This is a genomic window from Gemmatimonadales bacterium (assembly GCA_036500345.1).
Lineage (GTDB): Bacteria > Gemmatimonadota > Gemmatimonadetes > Gemmatimonadales > GWC2-71-9 > Palsa-1233.
Window position 1 is genome coordinate 154,366 of the sequence record DASYCE010000012.1, and the last position, 22,009, is coordinate 176,374.

Sequence of the window (22,009 nt, forward strand, 5' to 3'; positions counted from 1 at the left end):
CGGGCCTCAGTCCGCGCGAAGCACCCTCACCGGATCGACCCGCGCCGCGCGCCGCGCCGGGGGGACGGTGGCGATCGCCGCCGCAATCGCGAAGAGCGCAAATGCAGTGAGGTACGCGGCGGGGTCGACGGCGTGCACGCCGAAGAGATACGGCGTCAGGAAATGCCCCAGCCATGCCGCCGCCGGAACGCCGAGCGCGATCCCCCACCCGGCGCCAATCGCCGTTTCGCGGAGCATCAGCGCGGTGAGCGACCCAGCGCGCGCGCCGAGTGCCACGCGGATCCCGGCCTCGCGAGTGCGGCGTGCCACCGTCCGTGCGATCACGCCGAACATCCCGATCGACGCCAGCACCGCGCCGATGATGCCGAACAGCGAGCCGAGCAGCGTGCGGTACGATTCCTCGCCGTACGATTTCCCGATCAGCACCGGCGCCTGAGCGATCGACTCGGGGGCGACCGACGGATTCACCGACTTGAGCGCGCCGCGGACTGATCGGATCAGTGCATCGGCATCGCCGCGCCCGCGGACCACGAACGTCATCCAGTCGCCGGCGCGCTCGGCGTCAGGGACGTAGATCATCGGTTCGACGTCCTTCGACAGCCGGGCATACCGGATATCCCCGGCGACGCCGACAATCGTCCAGTCCTGCCCTTGCCAGTGGACCCGCTGGCCGATCGGCGACGTTCCCGGAAAGTCGCGAGCTGCCTCGGCGCGTGAGATGATCGCGACCGGCTCGGAGCCGAGCCGATCGTTCGCGTCGAAGGCGCGCCCCAGAGTGATCGGAATCGCCATGGCGTGGAAGTAGTCGTCGAGGACGACGCGCTGCTGCACCGGATGCGCCAGCGACGGATCGCGGCCAGGGAGATTGAGCGGCGAGCTGCTATACCCGTAGGTGAACGGTGCACCGGTGGCCCCGCTTGCGGCAGTCACGCCCGGAAGCGCACGCAGCGCCGCGAGGACCTGGCGGTGGTAGTCGACCACCTTGGCACTGTCGTCCCAGAAGTGCGGCGTCGGAGTCATCTCGGCGATGACGAGGCCGTTCGCGGTGAACCCGGGATCGACCGACGCGAGCCGCACCAGCGAACGCCCGAGAAGCGACGAGCCGATGAGCATGACCAGCGACAGCGCCACTTCGGCGGCGACCAGCGCGCGCTGGATGCCGATCTCGCCGCGAGCAGTCTGTCCCGCTCCGATCCGCACCGACGAATGGCGTCCCCACCTGAGCAGCGCGAAGCCGGGAAGAATCCCGAACGCGATCCCGGTCACCAGCCCCGCGACCGCGGTGAAGAGGAGTACCCTGCCATCCATGCGAATGTCGGCGAGTCCAGGAATGTTGGGCGGCGCAAGACGGACGAGCACCTTGGTGAGTCCCCATCCGAGTCCGGCACCAATCACCGCCGCCGCTCCCGCGATCACCAGGCTCTCGGTGAGCAGCTGTCGCGCGAGCCGCCCCGGTGTGGCGCCGAGTGCCGTGCGCGCGCCGATTTCCGGCTGCCGGCGAGTCGCTTCGCCGAACATCAGCGTCGCGACATTGACACACGCGATCAGCAGGAGCAACCCGACCGCGCCGCCGAGGATGATCATCGATGCGCGGATCGAGCCCGTCTGATCTTCCTGCCACGAAATCGCCCGCCCCGATGTGCCGCCTGCGGTGCCGTGCCACGACACCTTGTCGCTGGTGATGATCGAAGAGACTTCAGCGCTCGCCTGCTGCACCGTCACGCCATCCTTGAGCCGCCCGAGACCGACGTAACTGCGATTGTGCTGCGCCGGGATGTCGTCCTTTTCCTGGAATGCCGGGACCCAGACCGATGGCGCGGCCGTTGCCCGATCGAGCCGGATCCCCGGCGGGAGGACGCCGACGATGGTGTAATTCTTCTCGCCGAGCGTCACGCTGCGTCCGATGACCGCGCTGTCGCCATTGAACCGGCGCTGCCAGATATCGTACCCGATGTCCGCGACTGCAGGACCGTTGAGGACGTCCTCTCCCGGCCGGAGGACGCGGCCGAGATACGGGTGAATGCCGAGCATCGGGAAGAGCGAGGCCGTGACGCGCACTGCGACGATCTGCTCGTACGCCTTTCCGTCGCCGAGCATTCCGTCGGTACGACCCCACGCGGCGAGCTCGCTGAATGAATGCGCGCGCTGCCGTAAGGCCTGATACTCGCTGTTGCCGATCACCACGCGATTCCAGGTGATCGAGCTGGCAACTTCGTGATGCCACCCTTCCTCGACCGCCCAGATCGCGACCAGTCGATCGGGATGCGGAAACGGCAGCGGCCGCAGCATGATTCCGTCGGCGACGCTGTACATCGCGGTGGCTGCGCCGATCCCCAGAGCGAGCGGGAGAATTGCGAGGAGGGCGAACGCCGTCCGCCGCCGCAGGGTGCGCAACGCGAAGTGAATGTCCTGGAGGATGTTGGCGAAATAGCGATGACGACGCACGGCATGCTCCCGTTCGGTGGCGAGGACGTGACATTCAGCGGCGACCCGCGACAGATCGTCGAAGCGCGCGCGCGCCAGACGCTCGGCGTCCTCACGCTCGTAGCCTCGCGCGACGAGCTCGCGGATCCGCATGTCGAGATGGAATTGCAACTCGTCGGCGACCTCGTCGGCTGGTGTCGACTCGAAGATCGGCTCCGGCAGCGGACGATCACCCGGTTGGCGCGGGTCGCTCATCCCTCGACCTCCAGGAGGCGCGCAACCTCGCGGGCGAAGGCGACCCACTCCCGCTGTTCGGCCTGGAGGTGGCGTCGTCCCGCGGGGGTGAGCTGGTAGAACTTCGCGGGGCGATCGAGCTCGGAGATCCGGCGATCGCTGCGGACCCAGCCCCGCTTTTCCATCCGGTACAGCGCGGGATAGAGCGAGCCATCCTCGACCCGCAGGAGATCGCTCGACGTCTCTTCAATCCATCGCGCGATGGCATAGCCGTGGCGCGGCCCCCAGGTCAGCGTCTTGAGCACCAGAAGTTCGAGGGTCCCGCGAAGGTGGTCGCGCGAAGCCACGGAGCCTCCATACCTAGAGTTCGATATATGATAGACACATGAGGGGGGAAAAGCGTTGCAGAGGGCCTACTGAAGGCTTGGCATATCGACGCCGCGGTCGCGCGCCACGTCGATCGCCTTCTCGTACCCCGCGTCGGCGTGGCGGATCACTCCCATCGCCGGATCGTTGGTGAGACAGAGCGCCAACCGCCGGTCGGCGTCGCTCGACCCGTCGGCGACGGCGACGAGCCCGGCGTGCTGCGAGTATCCCATTCCCACGCCGCCGCCGTGATGAAACGACGTCCACCCAGCACCGCTCGCCGTCCCGACCGCGAAGTTGAGGAGCGCCCAGTCGCTCACGGCGTCGGATCCGTCCTTCATCGCTTCGGTTTCGCGATATGGCGACGCGACCGATCCGGCATCGAGATGATCTCGCCCGATGACGATCGGCGCCTTGAGTCGTCCGTCGCGCACCATCTCGTTGAAGAGGAGCCCGGCCTTGTCGCGCTGCCGGTATCCGAGCCAGCAGATCCGCGCCGGCAGTCCCTGGAACGCGATCCGTTCGCCGGCCCAGCCGAGCCACTGCTGCATCCGTCGATCGTCGGGGAAGAGCTCCAGCATGGCGCGGTCGGTCGCCGCGATGTCGGCTGGATCGCCCGAGAGGGCGACCCAGCGAAACGGCCCGCGCCCTTCACAGAACGAGTCGCGGATGAATGCGGGGACGAATCCCGGATAGTCGAAGGCGTTCTTCAGTCCGCCGAGCTGCGCCTGTGCCCGGAGATTGTTGCCGTAGTCGAACGCGACCGCTCCGCGTCGCTGCAATTCGAGGATCGCCTCGACGTGCCTCACCATCGCTTCGCGCACGCGTTTGAGGTATTCATCCGGCTGTTTCGCACGGAGTTCGTTGATGTCTTCGTCCGGCTTCGAGGGCGGGATGTAGCCCCACATCGGATCATGCGCCGATGTCTGGTCGGTGACGAGCTGCGGCGTGAAGTTGCGGTGAACCAGATCGGGGAGCAGGTCGGCGGCGTTGCCGTGCACGCCGATCGAGAGTGCCTTCTTGTCGCGTGCCGCGCGTTGCGCCTTGGCGATCGCGTCGTCGAGCGATGTGGCAACGACATCGAGATACCGCGTTTCGAGGCGGCGTTCGATCCGGTGAGGATCGATCTCGATGCAGATGCTCACGCCACCGGCCAGCGAGACGGCGAGCGGCTGCGCACCGCCCATGCCGCCGAGTCCCGCGGTGACCGTGATTGTCCCGGCGAGCGATCCGCCGAAATGTTTCTCCGCCGCCGCCGCGAACGTTTCGTACGTGCCCTGCAGGATCCCCTGCGTGCCGATGTAGATCCATGACCCGGCCGTCATCTGGCCGTACATCATCAGGCCGAGGCGATCGAGCCGATCGAACTCCTCCCACGTCGCCCATTTCGGCACGAGATTGGAATTGGCGAGGATGACGCGCGGTGCCATGTCGTGCGTGCGAAGGACGCCGACCGGCTTGCCGCTCTGGATCAGGAGGGTTTCGTCGTTCTCGAGACGATCGAGCGTCGCCACGATGGCGTGATAGGCGTCCCAGTTCCGCGCCGCCTTGCCGCGACCGCCATACACGATCAACTCGTCCGGCTTTTCTGCCACCGCCGGATCGAGGTTGTTCATCAGCATCCGCTTGGCGGCTTCCTGGATCCAGCCGCGGGCGGTCCGCGTGGCACCGTGCGGAGCATGTATCGGCATCGACAAGTCACGGAAGAACGTGGACACGAGCGCATTGGTTCAGCGCGGACTTGAAGATAAGGCGGGATCAGGCCGCGAACGGCACTCCTTCGAGTACTTCGCGGACCTTGCCGATCAACCGCGTCGTGCCGAACGGCTTGGCGAGAAAAGCCGACTCTCCGTCATCGAGGAGGCCGTGCCGCGAGATCGCCTCGGTCGGATAGCCGGAGAGATAGAGGACGCGCGTCTCCGGCGAGTTGCGGGCAAACTCGCGCGCCAGCTCCGGGCCGCTCATCCCGGGCATCACTACGTCGGTGAGCAACAAGTCGATCGGCGCGTCGGTCAGGAGGGCGAGGCGGAGCGCCTCGTCGCCGTGCGATGCGGTGTACACGGTATAGCCGCGCGCCTCGAGGACGCGCCCTGTCACGTGCCGTACGTTCGGATCGTCCTCGACGACAAGAATCGTCGCCGGCTCACCCGCCAGCTTGCTGGTCATCACGGTACCGCTCCCCCTGTTTGGACCGCGCCGATCTGATCGTTCGGCTTGGTGACCCGACAACGGGCAAGAACGGTGCCCAAGGTCAGCCAGCCGGAAAGGCTGAATTTATAAGCACTTAGCAAAAACCAACGTCAAGAAACTGGTCAGTTTCTCTCTGAGTATTCTTCTGCCGTCGAAAATGGAGGTGGGAATGGCAGTGCGTTGGAGGCAGCGGATCGGGACGCTGGGAATTGTCATTGCCGCCGGCGCCATGGCGGCGGCCCGGATCGAGGGGCAGGTCCCTCATCGGCTGGCGAGAAGTGGCTCCGCGATCGGAAAGATTGCCGCCGCGATCGACGGCCGGGTCGGAGCCGCAGGGCTGGTGGTCGAGACCGGCGACCGGGTCGATTTTCGCGGCAACGAACGGTTTCCGATGCAGAGCGTCTACAAGGTCCCGATCGCGATGGCGGTGCTCCAGCAGATCGACGCCGGCAGGGTGACGCTGAGCCAGTCGATGCATCTGCGGCGCGGCGATCTCGTGCCGGAGGTGCATTCACCGATTCGCGATGCCAATCCCTCGGGCGGCGATTTCACCGTCCGCGAACTCCTGCGCGGCGCGATCGTCGAGAGCGATGGAACGGCGTCGGACATGTTGCTCACCATGACGACTCCGGAGAACGTGACGCACCTGCTGCGGACCGCCGGCATCGACAGCGTGGTGGTCGCAACCACGGAGCGCGCGATGACTCGCGGCCCGACGGTGCAGGATCGCAACTGGTCGACCCCTCGCGCCGCGGTGCAACTCCTTCGCGAACTCCAGCGCGGTCGTACCATCTCGGCGCCGAGTCGTGCGCTGCTGCTTGGCTGGATGGAAGAGACCACGATCGGTGCCGACCGGATCAAGGGTCGATTGCCGAAGGGAACGATCGTGGCGCACAAGACCGGGTTGGATCAGACGCGGAACGGCATGGTCCGCGCGACCAACGACATCGGCCTGGTGACCCTTCCCAACGGGCAGCACCTGGCGATCGCCGTGTTCATCCGCGATTCGCGCGCTCCCGAAAGCCGCCGTGCCGACGCGATTGCGCGCATTGCACGCGCGATGTGGGACGCGGCGACCGCCAGGAGATAACTCCGGCGCCGCGGCGGCGGAGTGCGCGATCGAGAGCTACTTCTCCGCCGCGCTCAATGCGTTGCGAATTCCCTGCAACAGCGCCGGGAGCGGAGCGTCCCCCCAGAAGTGGAGGAAGTAGATCTCCGGTGACGCGCCGATGAGATGCGTGTGCAGTGCCGTCGCCGTGATCCCCGCCGCCGTGAGCGCACGGATCACCGGTTGCACCTGCCCCGCCGTCATGGCGAAGTCGCCGGTCGCCACAGCGCGCGCCGGTGTCACCTGCTGGATTGCGATCGACGTCCCGTATGCGAGCGCCGGCACGAGTGCGTTTCCGCCCACTGTGACCGGTGGGGCGACGAGCATCGCCGACAGAGACGCAACGGCGCCCGACGCGCGACTGTGCAGTCCGAGGACGCGAAAGACTTGCGCCGTATCGATGGTAACCACGGCGGAGTTCGCGGGCGGGTGTGCACCAGGGTGCGGTGCCTCCGTCACGCGCATCACGCTGTTCACGCGCGTCGCGAGATCGACGGCACTTCCGCTGCCGTGAAAGTGGATGTAGGCGAGGCGCGGTGTCTCGCCGTTGAGATGATCGTGGATCGCGGCGACATCGAGATGCCCGGCAACGATCGCGTGGAGCACCTTCGGCAATTCCGATTCCGTGGCGATGATGTCACCCATCGCCTCCGCCCTGGCCGGCGTCCCGGCGAATCCCGCCCAGCTACCCAGGGCCAGCGCCGGCGCGATCTTCACGTCGCCGACCATCACGTTGAGGTCGGTGCGGGGAAGGGTGTATCGGGTGTATCCCCCGCCGTCGGCCGGGGGAGCGCCGAGGATCGCCGCGACAGTGTCGCGCACGGGGTCGAACGGTGATTGTGCCTCGACGTACATCGGCAGCACGCCAGCGATTGCGATGCTGATCGTGACTGCTGTGCGAATTCGCATCTTCAGCTCCTCGTTGTTGGTTTCCGTTTCGTGTCATGTCGTCCTCGGTTCGCCGTGTCCCAATCCGCGGGCTGCGAGAAATGATCGCAGCATGGATCCCGTCGCCCCGGCGAGCGCGACGTAGCCGTCGGGGCGGATCAGGTACCCCGCGTCGCGCTGGAGCCCGGCGGCCTGCATCGACGGGTCCCAGGCGAATCGATGGATCGGAATGCCGTGTTCGTCACAGACGACGCGGAGCGAGGTCGGGACGTCACCGTAGACGTGCATCTGCCAGTCGAGCGACGCGAGCGGCGCAAAATTGTCCTGGCCTTGACCGAGCTTGATCCACGGGAGCCGATCTCCACCGCGGACGCTGCCGGCACGCCCTGCGTTCCAATGGACATGCCGGTAGGTGATCTCGGTCTGCGACACGGTGCGGTAGAGGAATCGCTGCACCCGTTTGCGCCGGAGCAGCCAGGGGAAGAGTCGCGGTACCACGCGGCTCCGCATCGTCCGTGCGATGAAGCCATCGCGGGTGACGAAGGTGAAGGCGCGATCGGTCGATTGCACCAGCTGTCGCGCGAACCCGATTCGCTCCGGTTCGTAGCTGTCGAGCAGGGTTGCATTGGCTCGGCGCTGGATCACGTCGGCGAGTTTCCAGGCGAGATTGACCGCATCACCGATCCCGGTGTTCATACCCTGTCCGCCGACCGGCGAGTGGATGTGCGCGGCATCGCCGGCGAGAAAGACGCGGCCGCGACGGAAGGTATCGGCGACTCGGTGATGCACGTGATAGGTCGAGAACCACTTCACGCCGTGCACGGAGATTCCCATCCCGCCGATGACCCGCTGCGAGACGTCTTCCCACGTGAGCGTGCTGCCGGGCGCCGCCGGGTTTGCGACGACCGTGCCGACCAGGCGAACGGTACCCGTGTCGCGAAGCGGGAAGACCAGGAGGAAGTCGGCGTCGTCGATCACGACATGCAGTTCGTTGTTGGCGACGGCGCCGGTCGCCTCGACATCGGCGACGTAGAACATCCGCTGGTACGTCCCGCCGGGGAAGCCGGCGCCGATTCCCTGGCGCACCACCGACGACGCGCCGTCGCAGCCAACGAGATACCGTGAGATGCAGCTCGAGGTGACGTCGCCGGAGCGGACGGTCGTTTCGACCCGCTCGCTCAGGTCGCGGAACGAGATGACCTCGACGCCTCGTTCGACGTGAACGCCGACGGCCTCGAGTTGCTCGATCATCAGCCGTTCGTGGAGCTCCTGCGGCAGCACCAGCATGTACGGAAAACGGGTGATCCCCTCGCCGGCGAGGGAAAGCGGTGCACGGGCAAGGTGCCGTCCATGCGCCCAGAGATTGACGCCGGGGACCTCGACGCCGCGCGCAATGGCAACGTCGGCAAAGCCGAGCTGCTGGTAGAACTCGAGGGTACGGGCCTGGACCGCGAGGGCGCGCGAGGTCGTTCCGGGCGCCGCCGCCTTGTCGACAATCCGCAGCCGCACCCCTCGCCGGGCGAGCCAGAGGGCGAGGACCAGGCCGGTGGGACCCGCACCTGCGATGAGGACATCGACGTCGCCGGACGCCATCAGGATTTGCCGATCGGTTCAGGGATTCGCCCGCAACCTGAGTGGTACGACGGTCGTTCCCCAGTGGAGTTGCACCACGGCGGAGTCGGCGTCGACCATCGGGAATTCCCACTGCAGCGTTTCGACGTGATCACCCCGGACCGGCAGCGCCTTCACGCGCAGCACATCCTTGCCGCTCGGATACCGGAGATGAAAGGCAACTGCCGTCCGGTTGAAAATGATCGTCCACGCGGTGGAATCCGGGATTGTCCAGATGCTGTAGCTCCCCGCGGCGAGGCGGGAACCATTGATGTCGAGCGGTGCGGAGAGCGTAATTCGCGCCGCGCTGTCGGCGCTGGGCGTCCAGATCTGACCCCAGGGCACCAGTGAGCCGAACAGTGCCCGACCTCGCGCCACCGGACGACGGTAGACGATCTCGACCCGGGTCCCGGCAATGAGCTGCGATACCGTGCCGAGCTGGCTCTTGGGAGTCGCCTGCGCACAAGCGCTCGCGCCGGGGACGGCGACGAGGAGCGCGAGGGTAAGGGAAATGAATCGCATGGCGGATAATACAGCGCCGGCGCGGTTGGTGGTCGGCGGGATCATCGGCGTCGCGCTAACTTCTCCCGGTCACCGTTTCACCAACGCACCGACTGCGAGCCATTTCGTGTTCACATTGACCGTCGGCGATTTCCAGCAGGTGCGCGACCGGATCGCGCCGCACATCAAGCGCACGCCGCTGCTCACGTCACGCCAGTTGAGCGAGCTCACCGGTTACGACGTGCGTCTCAAGGCCGAACTCTTCCAGCGCGGCGGCTCCTACAAGATCCGCGGACCGCTCAACAAGCTGTCGCAGATGTCGGATGAAGAGCGGCGCCGCGGCGTGGTCTGCTCATCGGCGGGGAATCACGCGCAGGGCGTCGCCCTCGCGGCGAAGATCCACGGAGTGCGCGCCGTGGTCTGCATGGCGACGAACGCCACGCCGTCGAAGATCGCGGCGACAAAGGGATACGGCGCCGAGGTGGTCCTGCACGGCAGCATCTGGGATGAAGCGAACGAGAAGGCGAAAGAACTGGTCCGCGACGAGGGGCTGACCTACATCCATCCGTTCGACGACGAGCAGCTGATCGCGGGACAGGGGACGCTCGGACTCGAGATCGTGCAGGATTGGCCGGAGGTTGACGCGATCGTGGTGCCGATCGGCGGTGGCGGGCTGATCAGCGGCACCTCGATGGCCGCCAAGAGCCACAACCCCGCGATCCGCGTGATCGGGGTTGAATCGTCCGATGGCCCGGCGATGAAGACCAGCGTCGAACGAGGCGAGCTGACGACGATCGAGTGCAACACCATCATCGACGGCCTGCGGGTACGGCGCACCGGTGTCATCAACTTCGGTGTGGTGCAGCGCTTCGTCGACGAGATCGTGGCGCTTCCCGATCGCGAGATTTTCGAGGCGATGATCTGGGTGATGGAGCGGTGCAAGCTGGTCGTCGAAGGCGCGGCTGCGGCACCGGTCGGAGCGCTGCTTCACGACCTGGTGAAGCTTCCCAGGGGATCGAAGGTTGCGGTGGTCCTGAGCGGCGGCAACGTGAGCCTCGACCAGCTTCGCGGGCTGCGCTGGAACTGAGCCGCACGGGCTCGGCGCTTTTCATCGACGAAACGGACACGACGCATGGCACAGCAGTCACCATACCGCACACTTCCGGGAACTCAGCGGCTGTCGCTGGTGGCGCATGACATTGCCACCAGCACCGACGCCCGCGACGGATACATCCGCGCCATCGTGTCGCGCGGCGGCGGCTTCCGTCCCGAGAAGTTGCGGAAGTGGCCGCCGGAGCAGCTGGCGCGCGAGGTGGTGCGGCACAATCTGGAGACACCGCACGACGAGCTCCGGCTGCTGGTGATCCTGTACGTCGATGTGGAACCGGCACTGCAGATCGAATTTCTCGATGCCACCGGCGTGCGGCGCGAGGGGGCGTCGATCCCGGAAGATGTCGAACCGCCGTTCGCGGCGGCCGACGTGATCCGGACCGCGGCGAGCGCGCTGGTGGCGCAGCACGGCGACGAAGCGCGTCGGTATCTCCGGACGATTTCGATCTACAACGACGCGGCATGGCCCGGCCTGGCCGACCTGCTGCCGACGCTCGCGTGATGTCGCCGGCCGACGGGAATTCGGCGTTGCTGGTGGTGGGCCAGAAGGCGCGTCGTTCGCAGACCTTCACCGCCCTGGACGTGGAGCGGTACGCGGTCCTGAGCGGCGATCGCAATCCGCTCCACTTCGATTCGGCGTTTGTCGCGGGGACATCGTTTGGCAAGCTCGTGGTGCAGGGCGGTCTCACCACCGGCGTGCTGCACGCCCTCGTCGCCACCGATCTGCCGGGACCTGGAACGGTCTTCCTGAGCCAGAACTGGAAATTCACCGCGCCGGTCTTCATCGGCGACACGGTGACCGCCGAGGCCGAGGTCGTGAGCGTGCACGCGTCGAAACCGGTGACGCAACTGGCGATCCGCGTCTGGCGGGACGACGGAACCACGGTACTCGAGGGCGAAGCGTGGTGTTACCGCTTTCAGCCCGCACCGCCTCCCTGAAGCTTGCTGTTCACGATCGCGAGAATTGTCGTCTCGCGTTGCTGTGCTTCCTGTTCGATTCGCGCACCCTGAGCCACAATCCCGTCCGCGAACGCCCGGTCGGCGAGTTGTGCGGCGTTGATCCGGACGTTGAGGTAGGCGCCCATCACCGCACTGCGGGCGCACAGCGCGCCGACACCGGCGTCCGACACCGAACTCTCCTGACCCTTCTTCGCCATCGCCTCGATCACTGACATCGATGCGAGGGCGGTTTCCATGACGCGCAGCGGCACTTCGGTGGCGTACCGCGTCGCCGCCTGGATGGCCTCCCGGCGCGCCGCCTTTTCGTTTTCGGTCCCCTTGGGCATCCCCATCGCGGTCATCACGCGAGTAAAAGCCCGGGTGTCCTCGTCGACCAGGTGAAGGAGTTCGCGGGTATGGCGCTGCCCGGCATCGGCGACGTCGCTGAACTCCTTCCAGCGCTCGTCCCAGCCGCGCTTGTGGCTGGAGAGATTCGCCACCATCGTGCCGAGTGCCGCGCCGAGTGCCCCGATGGCGGCGGCCACCGATCCGCCGCCGGGCGCGGCGCTCTCGCTGGCGGTTTCGGCGGTGAAGTCGGCGAGCGTCATCGATACCAGCCGCGTATCGGCGGGGTCACGCAGCAGATATTCGATCACCCGTTCCTCCGGATTGAATGGCGCGAGTTCGTCGAGGCCGAGGGACCGGATCGCAATCCGGACCAGCTCGGCTTCGGAGACCCCGCTCGACCGCTGCTGCTTGTGCAGGAAGTAGCGGCCGGCATCGACCAGCGATTGCAGTGGCACCAGGCCGACCAGTTCGGATCCGGTCACCCGCACGCCGCGCGCGTTGGCGGCGCGGCAGACTTCGTCGAACGCGACATGCAGCGGCGTGACGGAGATGTTGGTGAGGTTGATCGAGACCTGGGCCACGCCGTATTCCGCGATGTACCACCCGATCGCCTTCACTGCTTTCAGTGTGCCGGGGAGGACGACGTCCTTGCCGCCGGCATCCTTGACCGTGCGCCCCGCTTCACGCACGTCGAATGCGATGGCGTTGGCGCGCCGTGTCGACGTCGTGTTGAGGTTGACGTTGTACGCCACGAGGAAGTCGCGCGCGCCGATCACGGTTGCACCGCTCTGCGCGTTGAACGTCGCCGGCCCGAAATCGGGTTTCCATGCGGGATCGGCGAGCTTGCGTTCGAGCCCCTCGTATTCGCCCGCGCGGATCACCGAGAGATTGTTGCGGGCGCGATCGGGTTGTGCCGCTTCGTAGAGGTACACCGGAATCGAGAGCTCGCGCCCGACGCGCTCGGCGAGCTGCCTGGCGTATGCCACGGTCTCGTCCATCGTGATGCCGGAGATCGGGACCAGCGGGCAGACGTCGGTGGCACCCATGCGTGGATGCTCGCCCGTGTGGTGCCGCATGTCGATCACGCTTGCGGCGATCTTGATCCCCCGGAACGCCGCTTCGATGACCGCGTCGGGATCGCCGACAAAGGTGACCACGGTCCGGTTGGTGGCGGCGCCGGGGTCCACGTTGAGGAGGCGGACGCCGGAAACTGCGGCGATCGCGTCGGTGATCTGGCGGATGACCGCACTGTCGCGGCCTTCGGAGAAGTTGGGGACACATTCGATGAGACGGGGCATGGCGGAAATATGGTGGCGGGCGGGGTCCGTTGCTTCGCTCGGGGTGACGGCGCGCTTTGCGACGATTGGGTGACCACTGAGTTGAGCGACCCCTCGCGGCGCTCGGGGTGACGGCGCGCCGGGTGGCGGAGATGGGTATTACGCCGCGAGGCGCGCTGTCACTTGATTACCAGGACCTTCACGTCTCCGTCGCGCCGCGCAATCGTCACGCCGACGTCGTCATGGTCGCGATAGAGCTCGAGGTCGAGCGCCGCGTCGCCGACGGTGAGGTTCCGGATCGTGACCCGGTCGAGCCAGCTTGGTAGTTCCGGATAGCGAAACTGCACCTCCCGCTTTGGTGCATTGATGCTGAGCCCCATGCAGCTCTGCAGCAGCAGGAAGACCGACGCCGCGGCCCAGCTCTGCGGCGCACAGGCCACCGGATACGCCGTCGGCCCTTCGTCCTGCCGTCGTGGAAAGCCGCAGAAGAGTTCGGGCATCCGGTGAATGTCGACGAGCATGCTGGCATCGAAGAGCCCGGTGAGGATCCGCATCGCGCCGCTCTTGACGCCGTAGCGTGCCAGGCCGAGACCGATCAGCGCGTTGTCGTGCGGCCAGATCGACCCGTTGTGATACGACATCGGATTGAACCGCGCTTCCGAGGTGGCGACGGTTCGCACGCCCCAGCCCGAGAACGACGTGGCATCGAGCAGGGTGTCGGCGGTGCGCAGGGCGTGCTCGCGACTGGGGACGCCGCAAAAGAGGAGATGGCCGGCGTTCGACGCCCTGACGGCACATTGCTGCTTCTTGCCGTCGAGCGCGAGGGCATAGGTCCCGATTGCCTCGCACCAGAACGCCTCCTCGATCCGTTGCTGCAGCGTGGCTCCGTGCTGGCTCAATTCGGCAGCGCGATCGGCGTGACCGAGCGCCTGTGCCAGGTCGCTCGCGGCGCGAAGCGCGGCGCACGCGTAGCCCTGGATCTCGCAGAGGGCGATCGGCGGCTCGGCAAGCCGGCCGTCGTGGTGGAAGACGGAATCGTGCGAATCCTTCCACCCCTGATTGTCGAGTCCGTTCTTCGATTGGCGATTGTATTCAAGAAATCCATCGCCATCGGCGTCGCCGTATTTCCACATCCATTCAAGCGCGCGCTCGACGTGCGGCCAGAGGTGGTCGGCGGTCTCGCGGTCGCCGGTCCGCTCGTAGTACGCGCCGGCGAGCATCACGAAGAGCGGGGTGGTATCGGCGGCGCCGTAGTACCGTCCGAACGGGACTTCCTTGAGCACCGCCATTTCGCTGCGTCGCGTTTCGTGGAGGATCTTCCCCGGCTCGGCGTCCTCGGCCTTGATCACCTCGGTGGCCTGCGTGGCGGCGAGATAGCGCAGCACCCCCCGGGCGACTTCCGGATTGATCCACAAGTATTCGAGGGCGGTGATGATCCCGTCACGACCGAACGGCGTGCTGAACCACGGGACGCCGGCGTACGGGTACGGCCCCTGGGCTGTCTGCGTGATCATCATGTGGACATCGGCCGCAGACCGGTTGAGCCAGCTGTCGAATTGCTCGTTCGAGGTCGACACCGCCGATTCGATGCTGCGGCGGCGGGTCAACGCATCGAACGCCGCGGCAAGGGCGTCGTCGTACTGCAGCGGCCGCGCACCGGAACTTCCGACATCGAAGATCCAGGTGATGAAGATCGTCTCGGCGGCCTGGGCCTCGAGCGAGATGTCGAACCGCATCTCTCCTGCGTCCGATACCTGCGGTGATGGGTCGGTAGCGACCCGCGTGGTGCGCTTGACGTCGTCGAGCCCGGCGTACACAATGCGCGGTTCCGAGCCGCTCATGGCGTAGGTCCGCACACCGCGAGCGCTGCGTGGCGATCCGCGCACCTCGAAGATGTCGGCAAAGTCGGCGTCGTAGCGGATCGACACCGACGCCTCGATCGGCGACAGCGAGTGATTGGCGAGCCGCAGCCGTTCGTAGCAGCATCCTTCCCAGAGGAAGATCGACCGGAACAGGTGCAATGAGCCGCGCGCCACGAGCACTCGCTGATCGTCGAAGATGTCGGGATTGGTCAAGTCCACCGACAGCAGCGCGTTGTCCTGGCGGACGGTCGAACTGAGCAGCAGCGGCAGTTCATCATTGAGGAGCAATTCGAGGTGCGACAGCATCCGCGTGCCGTCGCAGTAGATCCCCTGCTCACGATTACCGACCTGCTTGATGTCGCCGTGCCGGTCGAAGACGGCGAAGGTATCGCCGTACTTGAGGACGCGGGTGCGATCGTCGGCGCGTTCCTCGGTGGCGAGGATGTAGTACTGATTCTCTCCGCCGTTCGCCGGCATCGCGAGGCGCCGCTTACGCGGCATGACGTTCCGGTCCTCTCGCCAGCCGGGCATACAGCGCGAGGTAGTCACGCGCCATCCGGTCCGCGGTGAATCGCTGGTCGAACGTCTGCCGGCACCCGGCGCGGTCGACCTCGCCGATCCGCCCGAGGGCAGCGACCGCCTGGTCGACGTTGTCCACCACGAAGCCCGTGACCCCGTCGGTCATCACCTCCGAGACCGAGCCGCGCCGGAAGGCGATGACCGGCGTACCGCATGCCATCGATTCGATCATCACCAGGCCGAACGGCTCCGGCCAGTCGACCGGAAAGACCGTCGCCAGGGCGTTGCCGAGAAAGTCGTTCTTGGCGCGATCATCGATTTCACCGATCAGTTCGATCAACGGTCCGCCCAGGAGCGGCTCGATCTCGCGGGTGAAGTACTCGGCGTCGGCGCGATCGATTTTCGCCGCGATCCGGAGCGGAATGCCGGTCTGCTGCGCAATGGCGATCGCCCGATCCACGCCCTTCTCCGGCGACACTCTCCCCACGAACGCGAGATATGATCCGGGCTCGGGATGAAAGGTATAGAGGTCGCGCGGGATGCCGTGGTACACCGTTCCCTGCCAATTGAGCCACGGGAGTGGCGTCCGCTGGGCGTTGGAGATCGACACCACGGGTACCGTGGGAAATTCCCGGTACAGCGTCACCAAGTCGGGGATATCGAGCCGTCCGTGCAATGTGGTGAGCGCCGCTGCGTTGAGGCGGCGGGAAATCGGGTAGTGGAGATAATCAATGTGGTAATGTATCAGATCGAACTCGGACGCCATCCGTGCGATCTTCTCGAGCATCACCACGTGATGCGCCAGTTGATCCTCGCAGGTGGGATCGAGCCGCAATGAGCGATCGGAGCAGGGGATCAGTCGCGCACTGGTCACCGAATCGCCGCTGGCGAAGAGCGTCACATCGTGTCCCTGCGCCACGAGTTCTTCGGTGATGTTCGACACGACGCGTTCGGTTCCGCCATACGCCTGTGGCGGAACGCTCTCATAGAGCGGAGACACCTGGGCGATACGCATGATGGTGCCGCGGTCTCCTTTCGCGTGGTACGAATGATGTCGCAGACCCGCTAGCGGAGACGAATGAAGCGCGCCCCGTCTCACGAATCGCCGCGGCGCCGCGCTATCATTCCCCGGTGCAGACCCCTGACGGCGCCACCATGATCGCCCGATTCCGCGCCGCCCGCGCCGACGAGCGATGGGCGGTGCTCGAAGGGCTTCACGCCATCAAGCACGCCATCCGGTTCGGGGCAGCGATCGATCTGGTCATTGCCCACGACACCGGCGCGGTCGGCCGGCTTGCCGAGCAGCTTGCGCCGGATACAGCAACGCGGCTGACCGACATGATGCGCGCGGTCGATCGAGCGACCTTCGACCAATTGTCGCCGACGCCACCCGAAACCGGTGTCATCGCGATCGCCGCGCGGCCTGCGCACTCCGAGGCCGCGCTCCCCCGGTCGGGTCCGATCGTGCTCCTGGAGTCACCGGCCCATCACGGCAACATCGGCGCGGCGATTCGTGTCGCCGCCGCCGCGGGCGCAGCGGCGCTTGTCACCACCGGGACGATCGATCCGTGGAATCCCGGCGTGCTGCGCGGATCGGCGGGGTTGCACTTTGCGCTGCCGGTATGGCGCGCGGAGACAATCTCCTTCCCGGGCCGGACGATGATCGCCCTTGATCCCGATGGCGAGGCGCTCGCGCCGTCGTCGATTCCCGACCACGCCGTGGTCGCGTTCGGATCGGAACGCACCGGGCTGTCGCGCGAACTGCTCGCGCGCGCTGATCTGCGGATGCGGATCCCGATGGAGCCCGGCGTCTCGAGTCTCAACCTCGCCACCGCGGTGGCTGTGGTGCTCTACGCGCGGAAGCTGGCGTGACGACCGCGCGGCGCGAATCACCGAGGGCGTTCACCGCGCTCGCCCTCTCGGGCGTGGTGTGGGGGACGTCCTTCGTGCTCGGCAAGGTGGCGCTGCAGCAGTTGAGCGTCCCCCACATGATCCTCTACCGATTCCTCTTCGCATCGATCGCATTTGTGCCGCTGCTGGTGCGTCGCTGGCCCAGGCTCAATCGAAACGAATGGTGGATGGTAGCCGTCGCCGGAGTGATCGGCGTGCCGGTGCAGTTTCTCCTCCAGTTCGAAGGGCTGGCGCGGACGACGGCCTCGCACGCGGCACTGATGATCGGCACGGCGCCGGTCCTGGTCGCCACCGCAGCGTTCCTGTTCCTGCGCGAGCGGCTGCACCACCATGTCTGGCTGGCACTGGTGGTCTCCACGGCCGGTGTCGGGTTGATCGTGATGCGAACCGGGGGCGGTAGCGGTCCATCGCAGCCGACACTTGCCGGCGATCTCCTGGTGCTGTCGTCGATGTTTGCCGCGGTGGTCTGGATCCTTGCAAGCAAGCAGCTCATGGATCGTCATCATCCGGCGGTCGTGAGCGGATTGATCGCGATCGCCGGAACGGTGGCGCTCACCATCTGGGTGTTGATCCGCGACGGCCTCCCGCCAACTCACCTGTCTTCCGCAACGTGGCTCGCCACCGTAACGCTCGGCATCGTGGCGACGACGTTCGCGACCGTGCTGTGGAATTGGGGTCTGGCACACACGGACGCGGGAAAGGCCGGCGCCTTCATCAACCTCGAGCCGGTCGTCGGTGCGATTCTCGGCGTCTGGCTGCTGCACGACTCACTGGGATCAATGGCGCTGGTCGGTGGCGTGATGATCGTCGCCGGAGCGCTCGCCGCCAGTTTCTAGCAGCGACCAGCGCATGGCTCCGGCGTCAGGCTGCGCCGGGTGGCTCGTCGGGCTCATCTCCCGCCGGGGGTGGCGTGCGCCGGGTCCGCTTCGCTTCGTGATCACGCCATTTCTTCTTTTCCGCTTCGATCGCCTCGGCGCGATCGGCGCCGAGCGAGGAATCATTGAGTGCACCGGGATCGGAGGGATCGATACCGCTCGGGAGGCCACCTTCTGGATCCGACATGAGACACTCCGTGCAGGGGTTACCCCGGATGACGGCGCTCGCGATGTCGCGGCGCACACGCGGCCGAGTCGGTTCTCAGTATCGTTGTCGCGGCCGGTGACGTCCTGCACGGTATATTGCCGACCCCGTTCCCGGATGGGGCGTGCCGACTTCGACCTCAACCAGGAAGCCCCGATGAAACTCGCGTCACGCGCGCTGGTCACCGCCACGATCGTCGGAACAGTGCTCCAGCTGGCGATGGTCACGCTGGGACACCGAGACCTCGCCATCGCGGGGCTCTTCGCACCACTCGGCATCGGACTCTCGTTCGTGGCCGGCGTGCTCTACGCCGTGCTCTCGACCGAAGTGATCCTGCGCGACAACGTGGTGGGTGGGTTGATCGCCGGCGCGGTCTGCGCGTTCATCGGGATCGCGGTGTCGTGCGTGCTGCACGACGTGACGCCGGTGGTGCTGCTTTACGGAACGCTCACCTCGGCAGTCGGTGGCGCGATTGGCGGAGCCGTTGGCCGGCTCTTCTCCAGCGGCCGGGTATAGCGGGTTACTGGTCCGGCGCCGGCGGCGCTCCCGGCGCGTAGCTGCCGTCGCGTGGATGATCGGGCATCGATGTCCAGTTGATCCGCCGCGCGCGACCCGGGCCGAGCGATCGGACCATCACGGCACCGCCCTCGAACCACGCAACCGAATCGCCGCCCCAGCGCATCGCATCGGTGCCACCGGGAGCGAGAAGCGCCGTGTCGCCGCGAGGGCCGATGACGCAGAGCCCGGCGGTTGCGCAGTCCACAACCCGGGTAAATCTCGGCTGGCCGAGCCACAGGGCGAGCGCGGTGTCGGCGCGGGCAGAATCGGACGCCACCACCCGGGTGGCTGGATCGTCTGATGGAGGCGCCGGCGCACGCCACGTTCCATGATCGGTGCTGATGTAGAGGACCGAGTCGCCACTCCACGCCACATCCTGAGGAACGCCCGCTGCCGCGGGAAGCTTGATCGTCGCCTCGCCGCCGCTCAGGAGGTTCATCGCGATCACGTCGCGAGGCGTGCCGGGGAGTGTATCCGGCATCCGGATGAACGCCACCACCGATCCGCTCGACGAGAGTTGCGGATGGCGTTCGACCAGAGCGGTGAAGGTCACCTGCGCGACCTCACCACCGCCGGCGGGCGCAGCGAAGAGGTCGGTGTGGTGATCGATCCCTTCGCCGACAAACACCACGAACGGGTCCTGGCCCACGTTGATCCGATGCGCCAGCGGCGAGAAGGAGCAACCCGCCACGAGGAGTGCCATCGCGGCGGCGAGCAGTCCCCGGTCGCTCCGCCCCACGCGACGCCGTGGCACGACCTTCACTTGTGATCGAGCTGTTTCGCGAAAAACGCATCGATATTCTTGAGCGCCCGATCGTATTCCGCGGTTCCGTATCCGGTCCGGCCCGGCTTGAGGAAGCCATGTCCCGTGCCGTCGTAACTGTCGGCCACGAATCGACCGTCAAGGATCCGCTTCTCGACGGGGACCATTCCGGTCACCGAACGGCCGTCGCGTTCCCCGAAGACGCCGAGCACCGGCGCCTTGATCCGGCGCAGCAGGGTGGAATCGTTGAGCGGACCGTAACAGACCACCGCAGCTTTGAGCTTCGGGTTCGAGGCGGCGTACTTCCAGACGTTACCGCCGCCCCAGCAGAAGCCGATCACGCCGGTATTGCCTCGCTGCGCGGAAGGGAGCGAGTTGACGTACTTGTACGTCGCATCGAGGTCGGCGATGACGCCGGAATCGGTCAGCGTCGCGACGAGCTTGCGGCCGCTGTCGGTGGTCGGCGGCGACATGCCGTACCGCGAAGAGAGGAGATCGGGGACGATGGCGATGTAGCCGTTGCCGGCGAAACGATCGCCCATCGTCGGTTCCCAGTCGGTGAGACCGAAGATCTCGTGAATGACGATCACGGCCGGCGCCTTTCCCGCTCGTTCCGGGTAGGCGACATAGGCGCGGACGCTGTCGCCCTTGGCGTTGGCGTACTTCACCCACTCGCCGTGGGTCTTGACGGCGTCGACGCGATAGTACGGATGGTGCTGCCCGAATCGAATGCCGGCGGCGATGGCGGCGATGAACGCAATGCCCGTGACGACGGGTGTGACGACACTGCCTCGAATGGATCGCATGAGACGCTCCGGATCAGAAGACCGGGAATCTACTCCGGTCCCCGTCTCTGATCGGGGTCTTCAATCGCGGTAGCGGTTCCGGCCGGCGCGCTTCGCCTTGTAGAGATTTTCGTCGGCGAGCTTCATCAGCGATTCGTCGTCGGCGGCGCGATCGTCGGGGAAGGTGGCGAGGCCGGCGCTGACGGTCACGGTCATCGGAAGCGCGGCTTCGCCGAAGTTGTGCTGCTGCACGCGGCGCAGGATGCGATCGGTGAACAGACGCGCCCCGGTCCCGCCGGTTTCGGGAAGGACGACGATGAACTCCTCGCCGCCATACCGGGCGAGGAAATCCATGGTGCGCAACTCCCGCCGGAGCAGGTAGGCGATCTGCTTGAGAACGCGGTCGCCGGCCTGGTGACCGAAGGTGTCGTTGACGCGCTTGAAATCATCGACGTCGAGGAGCACGACGGTGAGTACCTGATCGTAGCGCCGGGCGCGATCAAGTTCCTCGCGAAGCCGGCGATCGAGGACCCGGCGATTGGCGCACCCGGTGAGCGGATCGGTGTCGGCGAGTTCGCGCAGTTGGCCGCCGCTGTCGCTGCCATGTTCGAGATCATACGACTTTTCCAGCGCGGTAACCGCGGCCTCGATCACCTGCTCGGCGAAGCCGAGATCGAGCCGGTTGAGCGGTGGATCGTCGGCCGTGGTACGGAGGAAGAAGACGCCGCTGCGCCGCCCCGAGAGTGAAAACGGCAGCGCAATCACCGATTTCGTCCGGCCATTTCCCGATTGCTGGTTGCCCCAGGTCGTGAGGACGTCCTGATAGAGCGGGTCGGCGTCGACGTCGGTGACCATCACGGTCTGCCCGGTTTCGAGCGCGCGGAGGATCTCGGGATACTTGTTGAGGTCGACGCGCAGATCCCGGAGATTGGGATTCTCGAACGCCGCAACGACGGTCCCTTCGCGATCGCCGGTGGCGGCGAGCACCACCGAGCAACGGGCGATTCTGAGGCCGGCGGCCACGCGGCGCACGAGGATCTGGTAGATCTCCTCGGAATTGAGCGACGCGGTGATCTCCTTGAGGATCGAGACCAGTTCGCTGCGCGACCGCGCCTCGGCACGGGCACGATTGAGTTCTCGGCCGACACGAAGGTGCGCCTTGATGCGCGCCAGCAGTTCGCGCACCTGGTACGGGCGCTGGATCGCGTCGGACGAGCTGAGGCCGAACGGCTCCAGTTGCGCGAGATCGAAGTCGGCGTCGACGATCACGAAGACCGGGATGTCCTTGTGCAGCGAATCGTCCCGCAACCGGCCGAGACGCTCGTTGGTGCCGGCGTCGGGATTGGCGAGATCGACGACCAGCAGGTCGTAGGTCTCCTGCTCCAGCCGCTCGGCGAGCTGCGGGCCGCCCAGCGCAGTCACCACGTCGTAGCCGTTCTCCTTGAGCACCCACGACAAGGTGCGTGCGAGGGCCGTGTCTTCGGTGGCGAGAAGGAGACGGGGATTGCTCATCGGGCGGTGAGCTCCTGATACCG

At 66.4% G+C, this 22,009-nt stretch carries 21 protein-coding genes; 7 read left to right on the forward strand and 14 right to left on the reverse strand.

Annotated elements, in window-relative coordinates; genetic code table 11:
- Positions 1-6 precede the first annotated feature (6 nt).
- The 4 genes from VGM20_07230 to VGM20_07245 form a co-directional block, all read right to left on the reverse strand.
- Positions 7-2,679 (reverse strand): ABC transporter permease, encoded by a 2,673-nt coding sequence (locus tag VGM20_07230; protein ID HEY4100653.1) that lies wholly within the window; start codon positions 2,677-2,679, stop codon positions 7-9.
- Positions 2,676-3,005: a PadR family transcriptional regulator gene (locus tag VGM20_07235; protein ID HEY4100654.1), complete on the reverse strand. Its 330-nt coding sequence runs from the start codon at positions 3,003-3,005 to the stop codon at positions 2,676-2,678. Before VGM20_07235 ends, VGM20_07230 begins: the two co-directional genes overlap by 4 nt.
- Positions 3,006-3,071: 66 nt before the next feature.
- The gene (gene hutU / locus VGM20_07240; protein HEY4100655.1) at positions 3,072-4,715 is read right to left on the reverse strand and encodes a urocanate hydratase; all 1,644 of its coding nucleotides are present in this window, start codon (positions 4,713-4,715) and stop codon (positions 3,072-3,074) included.
- Between the two features lie 67 nt (positions 4,716-4,782).
- Positions 4,783-5,190, reverse strand: a complete 408-nt coding sequence (locus tag VGM20_07245) for a response regulator (protein ID HEY4100656.1) — start codon at positions 5,188-5,190, stop codon at positions 4,783-4,785.
- A gap of 193 nt (positions 5,191-5,383) precedes the next feature.
- On the opposite strand from VGM20_07245, the gene bla reads away from it, so the two are divergent.
- On the forward strand, positions 5,384-6,304 hold the full coding sequence (gene bla / locus VGM20_07250) for a class A beta-lactamase (GenBank protein ID HEY4100657.1): 921 nt from the start codon (positions 5,384-5,386) through the stop codon (positions 6,302-6,304).
- Between the two features lie 36 nt (positions 6,305-6,340).
- On the opposite strand, the gene VGM20_07255 is transcribed toward bla, so the two are convergent.
- From VGM20_07255 to VGM20_07265, 3 genes are read right to left on the reverse strand one after another with little or no spacing between them, the layout of a single operon-like run.
- Complete coding sequence (locus VGM20_07255) at positions 6,341-7,231, reverse strand: DUF1259 domain-containing protein (protein HEY4100658.1); 891 nt, start codon at positions 7,229-7,231, stop codon at positions 6,341-6,343.
- Between the two features lie 33 nt (positions 7,232-7,264).
- On the reverse strand, positions 7,265-8,803 hold the full coding sequence (locus tag VGM20_07260) for an FAD-dependent monooxygenase (GenBank protein HEY4100659.1): 1,539 nt from the start codon (positions 8,801-8,803) through the stop codon (positions 7,265-7,267).
- Between the two features lie 18 nt (positions 8,804-8,821).
- Positions 8,822-9,343 (reverse strand): DUF2911 domain-containing protein, encoded by a 522-nt coding sequence (locus tag VGM20_07265; protein HEY4100660.1) that lies wholly within the window; start codon positions 9,341-9,343, stop codon positions 8,822-8,824.
- On the opposite strand from VGM20_07265, the gene ilvA reads away from it, so the two are divergent.
- The 3 genes from ilvA to VGM20_07280 are packed head-to-tail and all read left to right on the forward strand — an operon-like array spanning position 9,342 to position 11,371.
- On the forward strand, positions 9,342-10,409 hold the full coding sequence (gene ilvA, locus VGM20_07270; protein ID HEY4100661.1) for a threonine ammonia-lyase: 1,068 nt from the start codon (positions 9,342-9,344) through the stop codon (positions 10,407-10,409). The genes VGM20_07265 and ilvA overlap by 2 nt on opposite strands.
- Before the next feature lie 45 nt (positions 10,410-10,454).
- The gene (locus VGM20_07275) at positions 10,455-10,934 is read left to right on the forward strand and encodes a hypothetical protein (protein ID HEY4100662.1); all 480 of its coding nucleotides are present in this window, start codon (positions 10,455-10,457) and stop codon (positions 10,932-10,934) included.
- On the forward strand, positions 10,934-11,371 hold the full coding sequence (locus VGM20_07280) for a MaoC family dehydratase (GenBank protein ID HEY4100663.1): 438 nt from the start codon (positions 10,934-10,936) through the stop codon (positions 11,369-11,371). Before VGM20_07275 ends, VGM20_07280 begins: the two co-directional genes overlap by 1 nt.
- Here VGM20_07280 and ftcD read toward each other — a convergent pair.
- From ftcD to VGM20_07295, 3 genes are all read right to left on the reverse strand, one after another.
- Positions 11,350-13,017 carry a glutamate formimidoyltransferase gene (gene ftcD, locus VGM20_07285; protein HEY4100664.1) on the reverse strand — a complete coding sequence of 556 codons (1,668 nt, stop codon included), beginning with the start codon at positions 13,015-13,017 and terminating at the stop codon, positions 11,350-11,352. The genes VGM20_07280 and ftcD overlap by 22 nt on opposite strands.
- Before the next feature lie 158 nt (positions 13,018-13,175).
- A complete protein-coding gene (locus VGM20_07290; GenBank protein HEY4100665.1) occupies positions 13,176-15,359 on the reverse strand; it encodes an amylo-alpha-1,6-glucosidase in 2,184 nt (727 codons plus the stop codon).
- Positions 15,349-16,392, reverse strand: coding sequence for a glycosyltransferase family 4 protein (locus VGM20_07295; GenBank protein HEY4100666.1), 1,044 nt, complete (start codon positions 16,390-16,392; stop codon positions 15,349-15,351). Before VGM20_07295 ends, VGM20_07290 begins: the two co-directional genes overlap by 11 nt.
- Positions 16,393-16,508: 116 nt before the next feature.
- Between VGM20_07295 and VGM20_07300 the strand changes: the two genes are divergently transcribed.
- Together VGM20_07300 and VGM20_07305 are read left to right on the forward strand one after the other, a co-directional pair.
- On the forward strand, positions 16,509-17,249 hold the full coding sequence (locus VGM20_07300; GenBank protein ID HEY4100667.1) for a TrmH family RNA methyltransferase: 741 nt from the start codon (positions 16,509-16,511) through the stop codon (positions 17,247-17,249).
- On the forward strand, positions 17,246-18,124 hold the full coding sequence (locus VGM20_07305) for an EamA family transporter (protein ID HEY4100668.1): 879 nt from the start codon (positions 17,246-17,248) through the stop codon (positions 18,122-18,124). The genes VGM20_07300 and VGM20_07305 overlap by 4 nt, the downstream gene beginning before the upstream one ends.
- A 25-nt stretch (positions 18,125-18,149) precedes the next feature.
- Here the strand turns inward: VGM20_07305 and VGM20_07310 are convergent, their stop codons facing one another.
- Positions 18,150-18,350, reverse strand: a complete 201-nt coding sequence (locus VGM20_07310) for a hypothetical protein (GenBank protein ID HEY4100669.1) — start codon at positions 18,348-18,350, stop codon at positions 18,150-18,152.
- A 174-nt stretch (positions 18,351-18,524) separates the two neighbouring features.
- On the opposite strand from VGM20_07310, the gene VGM20_07315 reads away from it, so the two are divergent.
- Positions 18,525-18,884 carry a hypothetical protein gene (locus VGM20_07315; protein ID HEY4100670.1) on the forward strand — a complete coding sequence of 120 codons (360 nt, stop codon included), beginning with the start codon at positions 18,525-18,527 and terminating at the stop codon, positions 18,882-18,884.
- Between the two features lie 4 nt (positions 18,885-18,888).
- On the opposite strand, the gene VGM20_07320 is transcribed toward VGM20_07315, so the two are convergent.
- The 3 genes from VGM20_07320 to VGM20_07330 all read right to left on the reverse strand — a co-directional run.
- On the reverse strand, positions 18,889-19,680 hold the full coding sequence (locus VGM20_07320; GenBank protein ID HEY4100671.1) for a hypothetical protein: 792 nt from the start codon (positions 19,678-19,680) through the stop codon (positions 18,889-18,891).
- Positions 19,681-19,685: 5 nt separating this feature from the next.
- The gene (locus VGM20_07325) at positions 19,686-20,495 is read right to left on the reverse strand and encodes a dienelactone hydrolase family protein (GenBank protein HEY4100672.1); all 810 of its coding nucleotides are present in this window, start codon (positions 20,493-20,495) and stop codon (positions 19,686-19,688) included.
- 60 nt (positions 20,496-20,555) lie between these two features.
- On the reverse strand, positions 20,556-22,009 hold a 1,454-nt coding region (locus tag VGM20_07330; protein ID HEY4100673.1), incomplete at its 5' end, for a diguanylate cyclase.